This window comes from Acetobacter orleanensis (assembly GCF_001581005.1).
Taxonomy (GTDB): domain Bacteria; phylum Pseudomonadota; class Alphaproteobacteria; order Acetobacterales; family Acetobacteraceae; genus Acetobacter; species Acetobacter orleanensis.
This window is the reverse complement of sequence record NZ_LHZV01000066.1, coordinates 63,281-75,722: the sequence shown is the minus strand read 5'-3', so window position 1 is coordinate 75,722 and position 12,442 is coordinate 63,281. Positions and strand designations below refer to the sequence as shown.

Below are 12,442 nucleotides of genomic sequence, written 5' to 3'. Positions count from 1 at the left end.
GGTGAAATATGACTATCAAGCCGCGAGTGTTGCTGGTTATAGTAGCCGAAGAATTGTTACTCACATAGTTCTGTCTGAAGGGGAGTTAAAGTCTCAATGAGCAAGGCCTTTATTGCTGCGGTGATCCAGGACTCGATCAACTGCACCGGCGTTGCCGCCAATCAGGCTGCGAACGACCTTCTGGATGCGATTGTAGAAGAGTTGAAGCGGGAAGGTGGATTTACCCTTCCGTCTTTTGGGACCTTTACAGTTCGCAAGACAAAGGCGCGCAAAGCCCTGAATCCGCGGACGGGTGAGCCTGTAAAAGTGAAAGCCGGTAAGACGGTACGCTTTAAAGCCAGCCCGAATCTGAAAAAAGCAGTCTGATTGCTTTTTTCAGAGTAAAGTACAGGCAGGTTTTTTACTCTGCTTCATGCTTTTGAAAACAGTTCTAAGGCTTCCTTAGGGCTGTTTTTTTTGTCTTTTTTCCAAGAATGAACCGTCTTCTTGTGTTTTAATCGGGTTTGATATCATCCAGACGGTCAAGTTTCCGCAAGCCCGGGAAAAATGCCATCCACAGGCCGGTAATGATCAATGTGCCAATCCCGCCGACCACAACAGCAGGAACAGCCCCAATAGCACTCGCTAGCATCCCGCTTTCAAACTCTCCCAACTGGTTTGATGAGCCGATGAACAGCATGTTAACGGCGGAAACTCGTCCGCGCATTTCATCTGGTGTGCCAAGCTGAACGAGCGCACTCCGGACCATCACGCTGATAACATCTGCGCCGCCCAGCACGGCGAGTGCGGTAATGGAAACCGGAATGGAACGGGAAAGCCCGAAAATGATCGTGGCGACCCCGAAGATCATGACCGCGACAAACATCCACAGCCCGGCGTGGCGGCCCAACGGATAGCGGGCAAGAACAGTGGCGACCAGCAGCGCGCCAATGGCGGGCGCTGCCCGGAGTAGCCCCAAGCCCAACGGGCCAGCATGGAGAATATCGGTCGCAAAGAGGGGTAGCATGGCGGTCGCCCCCCCCAGTAGAACCGCAAAAAGATCCAGAGAGAGTGCTCCGAGCATTGCCGGTTTCCGGCGTAAGAAGGAAATGCCGCCAAAAACAGCAGAGAGTGTGGCGGGTTGCCGGGGGCGGGCTGGGAAGCGCAGCGTCATACTGGTGGTTGCCAGAGCGGCCACGGCAAAACCCGCGGCACATAACGCGTAACAGATGCCAGCCCCCAGCCCATAAAGCAGACCACCCAGCGAAGGCCCGGCAATAGAGGCAACCTGAAATAGGGAGGCAGAGAGCGCCGATGCACGCGGAAAAACGGATGTGGGCACAAGAGAGGGGAGAAAGGTCTGTTGGGCGGGCATTTCAAAAGCCCGACTGATTCCAAATAGGGCAACCAGACCATAAATCATGCTCGGCGCCAGAAAATGCTCAAAGGAGGCCAGCGCCATGAAGGCCGCGGCACAGGCCTCAATGATCTGGCAGGTGATGACAATGCGCCGCCGGTCATGCTGGTCAGCCGCGTGACCTGCCGGAAAAATGAACATCACCATGGGCAGAAACTGCGCAAGACCGACAAAGCCAAGTGCCGCTGCACTATGGGTCAGCGCATAAATCTGCCACCCGACGGCGACAGCCTGCACCTGAGAGGAAAATGCGCCAAGTGTGCGGGATGTAAGAGCCGCAACAAGACCGGGCTGAGATAAGAGAGGCGTGGGGGCGGCTGCCGGAGTGTCTGTCATGACACAAGACATAACAGGCAGTGTGGGAAAAGACCTATCCCTATAGAGGGGGTGGCGATTAAATAAATTGCGAGCGTTGGTGTGGGGACGGGAACCGGCAGTTAGCTTTATGGCGCAATATAATAACGCTGTAAAAGCACACCGATCATTTCGTGCGTGGAAAAAAGAAACAGCACGCCCAGCAGGGTTAGGGATACGGTATAGCGGCGTGAAGGCAATTCTCCATTCCCGCTGGCAGTGAGCGCATAGGCAAAAAACAGCACGGGGATCAGAAAATAACGCCCTTGCACGCCGCTGATTGTCATCGCCTGATCGCCGCTCCATGTGATGAGTAAAGCGAAGAAAATCAGCAAACACGAGACCAAGGCGGCACACAGAAGGCCAACGCGCCACACCCAGTTTTCCCGCAAAGTCGTGAAAGAGCAGGAGAGAACAGCCAAAAGGATAAGGGCGCTGGTCAGAATGATGTAAGCGTGCGCGGGGAGCGGCGTATCAAGCCAGCCGAGACGGCCAAGGAATGTTGTCAGGTAATCCGCCTGCACGGTACGCTGTTCAAGCGTATGAAACAGGATTTTGAAGAAAGACCATGGATGCAGGATATAATAGACCGCTCTTTCTGAAGCGGAGGTGGCTGGGAGCGGCAGTCTGAAGACTGTGGTTTTAAGAGACACCACAGTCCATAAAAGAGTAAAAAGGCTGGCAAGCATTCCAGCGATAAGACTGGCCTTGCTGCGGGTATAGGCAGCGCTGAGAAAGATAAGGCCCAGTAAGGGCAAAGCATGCTGGCGGCAGGATGTCACCAGCGTTACGGACACGGCAAACAGCACCAGAAGGTGCCGGGGCGTTTTCTCTCTCTGCTGCGTGATGCGTAAAAAACAGGAAGTTGCTAGAACGGTTGCGGCGGTAGAGACACCATCCAGACTGCTGGCGGCTTCCTGAAACAGGCTCATAGGTAAAATGAGAAGAGCAAGCACCAGTGGGTTGGGGGTGGTGAGCCGGAATGCCATGAAGAGCAGAAGGCTGATCGCAGTAATGGCGCTCAGTCTGGAGAGCATATAGGAGCGGTCAATGGAAAGCCCGAGCCATCGGCCAGTCGTCAGCCCTATGGCCTGTGGAGCATATAAGGCCGGAAAATAGTATCCAGTGCCCGGCGCTTCCGCATAAACGCTCTGGTGAGACCACAAAAAGGTTCTTGCGGTGACAACGTCTTTTTCAGTGACCTTACTTTCTGGATGGAAAGGATATTTTTCTGAAAAATTCAGATAGTCCAGAAGGCCGCTATCCAGAGGTCCGCCCGACAGCTTATGCGGTTTGGACGCAAGAAAAATTTGCCCTTGGCTCAAAAAATAAGCGCGTTTGAGATGATCCCGCTCATCAGGTGACTGAAGAGCTGGGATGAGAGCTGTCAGAGAAAAACAGAAAAGACCAAGAAGGACTGCGGCGAGAAGGGAAATTTTCTTCTGCACAGACAAATGCTGAAAAGAAAACATAAAAAATCCGTTGTGGCTCTTATGGCTCTGCAAGAATAATCCCGCCTAACGGCAGCTTGTACAGGGATTGTGCTGCACGAGGGGAAAAATATTCAGCCAAAACGGCGAGAGAGATTTTTATGTTTTGGAGAAAATGGCTGGGGCGGGAGGATTCGAACCTCCGCATGGCGGAATCAAAATCCGCTGCCTTACCGCTTGGCTACGCCCCAACACTACGGTTGGCTCTTATTAAGGCCAACCGGTAGCGTTCGTAAAGAGTGAGAACGCTCTGTTTTGCGTCTTAGTGAGAATTTTCAGGTGAGAGGGGAGCAGACGGCGCATCCGGTTCCTCAAAATCGAGATCCGGCAGGCCACCGTCTTCCAGTGCGCTCTCTGCCGGAAACAGGCGGAAACGCGCGGCTTGGTTCAGAGCCTGATCAAGAGCCGCCATGGTGCTGCCCATGTCTTCGCTCTCATCCTTTTCCCACGCCCGCAGGGTATGGGTCCAGATTGCGACGACCATATTGATCCGCACCAAGCCGCCCAGCCCGGCAACCGCAATCCCTGCGGCATCCGCCATCCAGCGCATGCTTTCCAGAGTGGCACCGCCCAGCAGAAGGGCGAGGGGTGGGTCCATTGGGAGCGCGCGCATGACAGCCCGAATGCCATGACGATACTGCTGGAACACATCCAGACGGCGCATCAGCAGGTCAAACAGACGCTCACGCGGGGCGCCGAAGGTTGTGTTGTCCGCCAGAGCAGACTCGTCCGCCATGCGCCCAAGCCGGAGCAGCAGCGAGGCGCGGCAGGGAAAACGCTCGCGTGTTTGCGGGAAGGAAAGTCCGGCGTTTCGGGCTGCATCCAGCAGAGAGACAGACGCCCAGCCCCCGTGCTCAGCCTGTGTCATGGCAGCGCTGAGAAGGGCGGCGTCAAAGTCATCATGGTCCATAAGAAAGAAGCCTGTTTGTCGAAAAAGAGGGAGATAAAGCGGCAGGTCGCGTGGGTCAGGTTGAAAGCTCTTTGGCGCGTCTAGCGGCGGCAGCCACGGCCTGCGGCACTGTGGCGGGCCATGCGTCCGGGGCCATGAAAATTTTCAGAGCTTCCGCCGTGGTGCCGCCGGGGCTGGTTACACGGCGGCGCAATTCTTCTGCATCCACGGGAGACTGGTTGAGCAGAGCACCTGCGCCGTAAATAGTTTTTCGGGCCAGCGTGCGGGCAGTTTCGGCAGGAAGGCCTTGCTCCACCCCAGCTTTTTCCAGCAGTTCAGCCAGCAGGAAGATGTAAGCTGGTCCACTACCGGAAAGAGCCGTTACGGAATCCATCTGCTCTTCTTGCGCAACCCAGACCGTGTCGCCCACTGCGCGAAGCAGAGCGTCACACTGCGCCTTTTGTTCCTCCGTGGCGTTCGGAGGGGCGTAAAGGCCGCTCATCCCTGCGCCGATTGCGCAGGGCGTGTTGGGCATGGCCCGGATAATAACAGGCTGAGCCTTGGGGTTGCTATGTGTATAACACGCCGTCAGGCTTGCCACCGTGCGGCCTGCCATAACGGTTAACAGCGTGGCATTGGGGAAACGCTGCGCCAGAGCCCCCAGCACCTCATCCGCTTTCTGGGGTTTGACCGCCAGAATAATGATATCCGGTTGAAACTCTGCCGGAACAGCATCCAGAGTTGCGGCCAGTTTATGGGGGGCAGGCAGAGCGCGGTCATGCCGGTCCAGCACGACGGAGGGTTTTAGCCCATGCGCCAGCCACCCTTCCAGCATGGAACTCCCCATCTGGCCACACCCCACCAGCAGGACAGAGGGGAGCGGCGTGGTCTGCGCCGCCATCATGCTTCTCCCTGACAGTCCAGCATGGCGGCTGCCAAAGCATCGGCCGGGCTTTGCCCTCCCCAGAGGAAAAACTGAAAGGCCGGGTAAAAGCGTTCACACTCTGTCAGCGCAATGTCGATCATATCTTCAAAGATTTCGACAGACATACTGGCCCCGCGCAGCAGTAAAGCGTGGCGGAACAGCAGAACACCGTCTTCCTGATCCAGACTGAAATGGCCAATCCACATGCGCTCATTGGCCATGCCGATCAGCTCATACAGCATGCGCTGCTGGGGTTGAGGGGCCTTGAGGTCAAACGCGCAGGTAAAATGCACGGCCCCAAGCTCTGCCGACCATGAGAAAAACAGCCCGTAATCGCACCATTTGCCGGGGGCTTCCACGGCCATTTCGGTTGCGTTGCAACGCTCAAAATTCCAGCCATGTCCACAAATGACCTGTTCCATCAGATCCAGCGGATTAACGGGTGGTTTGGAGGTATCTGTCAATAACGCGGGCATGGCTCACTCTCCGTACGTAGCAGGGTGATGCGGATAGACGCTGCGCTCAGGACGTGTGTGGGGTGTGGTGCGCGTGGTCACCGTGGTTTTTCTGCTCCAGCGCATCCAGCCGGGCTTCCAGCGCGGTGATGCGGCGTTCGGCTTCTTCCTGCCCGATGCGGGCGCGGGCGGCGAGTTCACGCACCACTTCAAATTCTTCACGCCGGACAACCTGAAGGCTGGTCAGCACTTCATCCACGCGGCTGCGCACAATGGCGTTCATTTCTTCTTTAGCGCCCGTCAGGGCAGACAAAGCACCGCCGGCCACACCAGCAAGATCATCAAAAAAACGCGGTTTGTCAGCCATTGCCGGTTCTCCACTCAAATAGTTTATCGTCTCTTCTAGGCTTATAGTCAGTCTGGCGGCATGAGGCTATCGCTTCTTTGGAAATGTCTGGGCCGTGCGTATCTGGTGTGCGCCAGCCCGTGCCGCCCGTGTTGTCCATTGACCGCACCCCGGAGCGTTCCCATTATCTAGAATAAGATATTGAAACCATTATCAGGCCGGTCTGACCAACAGAACCGCCTGCGAACGATAAGCGGAGCAACAAACTCTATGGACAACATGACGGCGGAGGCATTTCTCAAACCCCGCCTTGCAGCCCTTGTCAGTGAGGCAGATAAAGCCGGGTATAGTCAGGATGTGACAGTTGCCCTGCTGATCAGCCTGCTGGACACAATGAATTTTGGAGCAGACCCCAACCCGCCTTCTGATCAAGGAGGTGTGGCATGAGTGTGCGTGATCCTTATGAGGTTCTGGGGGTTTCCAAAACCGCCAGTCAGGATGATATCCGCAAGGCCTATCGTAACCTTGCCAAGAAATATCACCCCGACTTGAACCCCGGTGACACAGTTGCCGAAGAACAGTTCAAGGCCATTGGGCAAGCGAATGATCTGCTGTCCGATACGGAAAAGCGCGCCCGGTTTGACCGGGGCGAAATTGATGCCGCAGGGCAGGAACGCCACCCCGGTTTTGGCGGCGGCGGCGGTGGCTACGGGAATTACGGTGCTGGTCCGGGTGGCTTCCGTTACGGCGGCGGACAGGGGCAGGGCTTTAGTGAGGAAGATCTGGGCGATCTGTTCAGCGGCATGTTCACAGGCCGTGGGCGGCGTTCCGCCGGGCCGCGCAAAGGGGCAGACCGATCTTATTCCCTGAAGGTCAGCTTTCTGGATTCGGTCACAGGAGGGAAGTCCCGTATCACGCTGCCGGAAGGGGCAACGCTGGATGTTCGCATTCCACCGGGCATTGAAGATGGCCAGACCCTGCGCCTGCGCGGCAAAGGTGGCCCCGGTGTGCAGGGCGGCCCGGAGGGGGATGCGCTGATTACCGTGACGGTGCAGTCAGACCCGGCCTATACGCGGGATGGGTTTGACCTGAACGAAGTTTTGCCGGTGGACCTGAAAACCGCCGTGCTGGGTGGCCCCATTACGGTGCCGACCCCGACAGGGCCGGTAAAAATGAACGTGCCCGCGCAGTCAGACAGCGGTACAAAACTGCGTTTACGCGGCAAAGGCGTGCAGGCGCATGGTACGCGGGAAGCCGGGAATCTGTACGTCACGTTGCAAATTAAAATCGGGAAGCCAGACGCAGCGCTGGAAGAGTTCCTGAAAACATGGACACCTACCGAAACGGCTTGACCACTTATGAGTGCGTTCTGTGTCTGTGCCGCCAGTGAGCGGTCAGACACAGAAGCGGGTATTCCGGCTAAGGGCGCAGAGGCTTTTAGTTATCCCGATAGAGGGGAAGGTCCAGCTTGTGGGTGCCTTCTCCGGTAATTTGAATCTGTGCGCTATTTTCTGAAACAAGTTTGAAAGTCACAGTCAGGTCACCCTGCTTGCCGTTCCACGTGGAGCCAGAGGCGCGGGTGAGGCTGAACTTATCCTGCCCGACAATTTTCTTCAGCGACTCAGGCAGCGTAACCAGCAGACGTTCTGCCGGGCCTGTGGCCTTGTTTGCGGCAACTGTAACGGGGTCCATCGCCATAATGGCCCATTGTCCGACAAAAACAGCGGTCTCGTAATGCGCCTGTGTGACGGGTGCCTGCGCCTTGGGCGTGGCAGCCAGTGCGGACAGTGGGGCGGAAAGCGGCGCAGCGAACGCGAGGCTGAGCGGGATAAGGGCAGAGGCGAAACGCGGCTTCATGGCAAGCACTCCTGAAAATAGATCTTTTCATGTGCCTGCCAGCAGGCTTTCCGTCTACCCCGGCTGAAAACATTGATGACGTTTATTCAAAACCCAGACTTGACGATGCGCCCTTTCAGACCCAGATAAGTGCAAGTTACAAATCTGCATTGCAAAAAATGAAGGGGGATTGCCATGCCAGAAACAGATTCATCGCCCGATGCATCCGTGGTTCATCAGACATATCCCCCCGAGACTGACCTGCATGCAGAGCATGAACTGACGGGACATGAACTGGCAGAGCATGACGTAACTGGGCAAGACGACCACGCGGTTACGGCGGACCCCGTTCTGCCAGTAACTCCGGCACCCGTGCCGTCCGCCACGCAAGACTCTGAAGGTGTGGCCATCAAGGAAGTGTTCCAGATGGTCGGGGCAATGGTGTTCGTGTTCTGCTTTGCCGCCCTCGGCTTTAACGCCATGTATCACGCGGGCTATTAAAACCCGCCTGTCTCCGGTTATTCGTGCCGGAGCGTGACAACCAGAACATCCCGATAGGCCGGATGGGCCGGGTCAACAGGTTTGACCGGCGTTACTCCATGATAAACCCGGCTGTCATTCACCAGAGCGGTATCCATCGGATCTGTTAACGTAAAACTGCCGACTGGCTGGCGGTTCAGGTCATGGATGGTTGTCTCGCCCCGGGCGATATTGTCCCGGCGCACCATCATCACACAGACCCAGTCCACGCCGTCCCGGTGTAAGCCTTCCGGGGTGGGGCGTCCGGCTGCGTCCGGGCTGGCTTCAATCCGGAACTGATGGACTTCCGCATGCCACGCCACGGGGCGCTGGGCCTGCGGAGTGAGGTCATCCGCAATATGTTGGGTCAGGCGCAGGATAGCCAGAAGGGCCGGGTGCTCCCCTATGGCCGGGGTGATTGGCTTAAACCAGCGCTCAATGCCACCATTGAGCGTATTGTAATCCCGGCTCTGGTAATGCGGTTGATGCGGTTTTCGGAGAATCTGATCTTCCGTCAGGGTGAACGTCGCGTGGCGGCGGCGGCGGTAACGGCCGCCATCCGCCATGTAGCGATCAACCCCCAGATGGTTCCAGCTTTCTGCAAACGTCTCCCACTGCTCCATCCCGAACTGTTCCAGAAGCGGGCGCACGGCGGCGGCCTGCTCGTAGGCAAAGCCGTTCTGGCCTAGCGGTGCTTCCAGAGCACCCAGTGCTGTGAGGGTTTCTGGCGGGAGAGCGTGTGGGAGAGTATCAGGCATGGGGTAAACCTTCTCCGGAAGCAGCGGGGGGCGTGTGTTTCTCTTCAGACTTTTGCGCGTGTCTGTCAGTTTTTTCCACAGAAGCACCGTCTTTAGAGGCACCGTCTTTTTTCTCGTTCGCGTTTTCGGTTTTGACGGGGTGTGACACTGATTGCGGCGCAGCAGGCTCCTGCGTCGGTGCAGGCGGCGCATGGGCAGTAAAGGTTTCGGGCAGATCATCCACAGCAAGATGCAGGCTGTTGCCCGGCGGCGTGGTGGAATAGGACGTGGACGTGTAATATTTCACGCCTGCTTCCACCATCAGGCTGGACAGACGGCGATAGAACTCTCGCTGCACTTTCCACTTCATCATCGGTGCGGTCTTGATGGTTCCTACCAGAATGGCGCCGTTGCCGTCTGTCAGATCCACGCCGAGATCCGCATAATCCGAATAGATCATATGGCTGTAGGCGTCCTCCTTGCGCATGTCCGCAATGATGGACGCCATCAGCTTGGCGACTTTTTCCGTGTCCTCGCTCAGATCAAGCACCTGTTTGACAATAATCTGGTTAAAGCCACGGCCCGTGTTGGCAATGGAGGTCACTGAGGAGAACGGGATAATATGCAGGTCACCATCAAAGGAGCGGACCCGCAGGGTGCGGATGGACAGATGTTCCACCGTGCCGGAAACGCCCCCAGTGGTCACCCAGTCCCCCACCTGAATGGCGTTTTCCGCCAGCATGAAAAAGCCGGTGATCACGTCCTTCACCAGACTTTGGGAACCAAAAGACAGGCCCACACCCATAATGCCAGCACCCGTCAGCAATGGCGTGACGTTAATGCCAATTTGCGAAAGCGTGGTGACGGACACCACGATGATGATGATGGCCAGCAGCACGGTGCGAATAATGGGCAGTACGGTGCGCAACCGCGTTGCGCGTGAGGCTTGGGAAGTGGATGTGTAGCGGTCAATCTGCTTGTTCAGCAGACCATTGATAACTTCCCATGCCAGAGCCGCAATGGTGGCCCCGATAGCCAGACTGAGGGCTGCCCCCACAAGCCGTGCGCCCAGAGCGGAATGGAAAAAGAACTGGAAGCTCGGCACACCCCAGCTTTGCGCAATAATCACGCAGGTCATGAAGACAATGACAATGGTCAGTACGCGGCGCACAAACGGATAATAATAATCCGCCCTTTTCTGGAGGCCGGGATAGTTCGCCTCCATCGTGTCACTCACGCGGAACAGCCGATCCTGCAAGCCATAGGCCAGCACGGCCGCCAGACGGGAGAGTATCAGAAAAGCAAATGTCAGGCCGGTGCCGCGCAGAATCCATTGATAACCGCCCTTAAGGTGGGCCGCCCAGACAAACCACAGGGCGATGTCCAGAAACAGCACAGGAATCCACCAGAACCGTGCCAGCGTGCCAACAAAAGCCCAAAAGGCTTTTTTGCGCATATTCTCAGAGGGTTGCAGGGCATTGGCGACAATATGGCGAATCCGCCAGATGAAGGCGGCAATAATCAGATGCTGGACCAGCACAACCGCACGCATCATGGCTTCTGTGCCGCGCGGGGCCAGATCGAACTCGCTCCCCAGAGTGGAGAGACAGATAATCAGTGAAGGCGCTGCGACCAGCACGTTCCACCAGCGGGTGAGCATCCGCGCGGTTTCATTCTGCGCGGGTGCCAGGCGAATGGCGGGGGAACGCGGGGCCAGAGCCGTTTCCACCAGCAGATAGAGGCAGCGAGCAATGACATAGGCATTCGTCAGCGTAATGGTGACGGTGCTGGCCTGCTGTGTTGTGGTCAGGAATTCCGCACCCAGATAGCCAAGCCCGAAAAAGACGGCGACGGGCAGCAGTTTGAGGAGAAAATGCAGGATATTATAAGGCACGCGGATGAGGTAGCGCATCACCTCATTCCGGCGGCGCTGGTCATCCGCGCGGGTTGTGGTGTTGTCTCCATCCGGTGTGGAGGTCGCGGTCTGCACAGCTTCAACCGCAACGGCAGCGTCCTGCTTGCGTTCCCGCGCTTCCGCATGCGCGGTGACGGCACTCAGCGGCTTTTTAAGCAAAAGACTGATGCAGCGTTCCAGTGCTACAGCCACCAGCATGATAATCAGGGCGCGGCTGAAGGCATCAATCAGCGTTTTGCGGGACTCTGGGTTACTGATTTCCCTGTGGAACCATGTCCCGACCGAGCGGAGGTCTTTAAACAGTCCCGTAAAATTCTGCATATAGCCATGCAGCGTGCTGTTCAGGCCGTTCAGCTCAGAATGCACATCACTGTCAATAACGGTGGCGGCAGCATCTTTGCGTGTAGCGGGTGTCGCGGCGGATTGGGTCGCGGGGAGCCCTTTGGCCATCAGCGTCAGCGTATTGGTAAAATCCTGCCGCTTCTTGGGGTCATTCAGAACGCTGAGAAGCTGCTCCGCATCCTGCCGGCTGAGGTTGCCGGTGGGTGTCGCGGTGGTCGGGGTGGCGGTTGATGGTGCATCCGCCGCCAAAGCCTGACTGGTGAGCCGGGGCGCGAGCCCGAACATCAGAAGTCCGAACATCAGAAGCCCGCACACGAGAAGACGGGCAAAACAGAGCCCGGGGGCAAATCTGGCTACAGAAGAAAAGGGAGAAGCCGTGGGGGCTCGGGTCGTACTCTGGTGCAGGCTCTCTGCCGCCATAACGTGCCGTATCCTTGTTTGAACGATCGATCAGGAAAGGGGCACAGGTGCGGCCCCTATGTTAGGCACAAGGGTAGGGGGCAAATCTCGCGGTATCAAGGTGTGCGGCCAGAGAGCCAGATGGGCCGCCAGCAGAGTGGCCCAGAGGAGGCGCCCAGAAAAGGCGCAGTGTCAGGAGTCGAACGTAACCAACTGCGTGTTTTCTGCGCGGATAACCAATGTTCCGGCAATCAGGTCATGCAGTGCCTGCTTCCTGCGCGTAAAGGCCACCATCAACACGCCAATATACAGGAGGGGAAAGGAGAGCAGCGCCTTGATGAGAAAGCGCAGTGTGGCACGGCCAATGGAAATACGCGCACCGTCAAGGGTCGTGACTTCAAGCTGACACAGGCGTTTGCCCGGCGTGGCCCGAAAGCGTGAGGATTCAAACAGAATAAAATACAGAGCAGGCACCAGAGCCAAGAGAAGCCCCGGCAGATGCCAATTGCCAGCCTGAATATGCGGGATGAGCACGGAAATGGTGTCGGGCTGCACATGCTGCGCAATATCCACCACGTCCACCGTTTGGCCCGAGGCGTCCGGCACAGGCAGTTCTTCCCACTGGACCTTGAAATCCGGCAGGATGAAATAGCCCAGCACGGCATTCACCATGGTGAGGATGAGGCTGTCGATCAGAAACGCCCAAACACGCCACCAGAACCCGGCATAAATCCAGACAGGGCGGCCATTGTTCCCTTGCGGAAAGCCTGCGCCGTTCTGTGTGCCAGAGGGCTGCCCCCAGCCGGGAGGAAAAGCGGAAGAAGACATCAGGCCTGTTC

14 protein-coding genes and 1 tRNA gene are annotated in these 12,442 nt (G+C 57.1%); 4 read left to right on the top strand and 11 right to left on the bottom strand.

All coding sequences use genetic code 11. The annotated features are described in order from the left end of the window. The first annotated feature begins 96 nt into the window (after nt 1-96). Nucleotides 97-366 (top strand): HU family DNA-binding protein, encoded by a 270-nt coding sequence (locus AD949_RS11275; protein WP_025826565.1) that lies wholly within the window; start codon nt 97-99, stop codon nt 364-366. Between the two features lie 127 nt (nt 367-493). On the opposite strand, the gene AD949_RS11270 is transcribed toward AD949_RS11275, so the two are convergent. The 7 genes from AD949_RS11270 to AD949_RS11240 all read right to left on the bottom strand — a co-directional run bounded on the left by AD949_RS11270 (nt 494) and on the right by AD949_RS11240 (nt 5,876). Continuing rightward, entirely contained in the window at nt 494-1,732 is a 1,239-nt protein-coding gene (locus tag AD949_RS11270; protein WP_244463272.1) for an MFS transporter, read from the bottom strand. A gap of 107 nt (nt 1,733-1,839) precedes the next feature. After that, nucleotides 1,840-3,222, bottom strand: a complete 1,383-nt coding sequence (locus AD949_RS11265; protein WP_048834770.1) for a DUF2142 domain-containing protein — start codon at nt 3,220-3,222, stop codon at nt 1,840-1,842. A gap of 134 nt (nt 3,223-3,356) precedes the next feature. Further along, a tRNA-Gln gene (locus AD949_RS11260) sits at nt 3,357-3,431 on the bottom strand. Nucleotides 3,432-3,502: 71 nt separating this feature from the next. Then, nucleotides 3,503-4,150 (bottom strand): hypothetical protein, encoded by a 648-nt coding sequence (locus tag AD949_RS11255; RefSeq protein ID WP_048834769.1) that lies wholly within the window; start codon nt 4,148-4,150, stop codon nt 3,503-3,505. A gap of 55 nt (nt 4,151-4,205) precedes the next feature. After that, nucleotides 4,206-5,030 carry a pyrroline-5-carboxylate reductase gene (proC, locus tag AD949_RS11250; protein ID WP_048834768.1) on the bottom strand — a complete coding sequence of 275 codons (825 nt, stop codon included), beginning with the start codon at nt 5,028-5,030 and terminating at the stop codon, nt 4,206-4,208. Further along, on the bottom strand, nt 5,030-5,530 hold the full coding sequence (locus AD949_RS11245) for a type III secretion system chaperone family protein (protein WP_048834767.1): 501 nt from the start codon (nt 5,528-5,530) through the stop codon (nt 5,030-5,032). Before AD949_RS11245 ends, proC begins: the two co-directional genes overlap by 1 nt. A gap of 46 nt (nt 5,531-5,576) precedes the next feature. Next, complete coding sequence (locus AD949_RS11240) at nt 5,577-5,876, bottom strand: accessory factor UbiK family protein (protein WP_048834766.1); 300 nt, start codon at nt 5,874-5,876, stop codon at nt 5,577-5,579. 249 nt (nt 5,877-6,125) lie between these two features. Between AD949_RS11240 and AD949_RS14245 the strand changes: the two genes are divergently transcribed. Together AD949_RS14245 and AD949_RS11235 are read left to right on the top strand one after the other, a co-directional pair. Then, complete coding sequence (locus AD949_RS14245) at nt 6,126-6,302, top strand: hypothetical protein (RefSeq protein ID WP_167334761.1); 177 nt, start codon at nt 6,126-6,128, stop codon at nt 6,300-6,302. Continuing rightward, nucleotides 6,299-7,207, top strand: a complete 909-nt coding sequence (locus AD949_RS11235) for a DnaJ C-terminal domain-containing protein (RefSeq protein WP_048834765.1) — start codon at nt 6,299-6,301, stop codon at nt 7,205-7,207. Before AD949_RS14245 ends, AD949_RS11235 begins: the two co-directional genes overlap by 4 nt. Before the next feature lie 85 nt (nt 7,208-7,292). Here AD949_RS11235 and AD949_RS11230 read toward each other — a convergent pair whose 3' ends face one another. Continuing rightward, entirely contained in the window at nt 7,293-7,712 is a 420-nt protein-coding gene (locus AD949_RS11230; RefSeq protein ID WP_048834764.1) for a hypothetical protein, read from the bottom strand. Nucleotides 7,713-7,886: 174 nt separating this feature from the next. Between AD949_RS11230 and AD949_RS11225 the strand changes: the two genes are divergently transcribed. Next, nucleotides 7,887-8,192 (top strand): hypothetical protein, encoded by a 306-nt coding sequence (locus AD949_RS11225; protein WP_048834763.1) that lies wholly within the window; start codon nt 7,887-7,889, stop codon nt 8,190-8,192. Between the two features lie 17 nt (nt 8,193-8,209). On the opposite strand, the gene AD949_RS11220 is transcribed toward AD949_RS11225, so the two are convergent. The 3 genes from AD949_RS11220 to AD949_RS11210 form a co-directional block, all read right to left on the bottom strand. Next, the gene (locus AD949_RS11220) at nt 8,210-8,968 is read right to left on the bottom strand and encodes a 2OG-Fe dioxygenase family protein (RefSeq protein WP_048834762.1); all 759 of its coding nucleotides are present in this window, start codon (nt 8,966-8,968) and stop codon (nt 8,210-8,212) included. Then, complete coding sequence (locus tag AD949_RS11215; protein ID WP_371277370.1) at nt 8,961-11,504, bottom strand: mechanosensitive ion channel domain-containing protein; 2,544 nt, start codon at nt 11,502-11,504, stop codon at nt 8,961-8,963. The genes AD949_RS11220 and AD949_RS11215 overlap by 8 nt, the downstream gene beginning before the upstream one ends. 291 nt (nt 11,505-11,795) lie before the next feature. Further along, the gene (locus AD949_RS11210; protein WP_048834761.1) at nt 11,796-12,431 is read right to left on the bottom strand and encodes an RDD family protein; all 636 of its coding nucleotides are present in this window, start codon (nt 12,429-12,431) and stop codon (nt 11,796-11,798) included. Nucleotides 12,432-12,442: the final 11 nt, after the last annotated feature.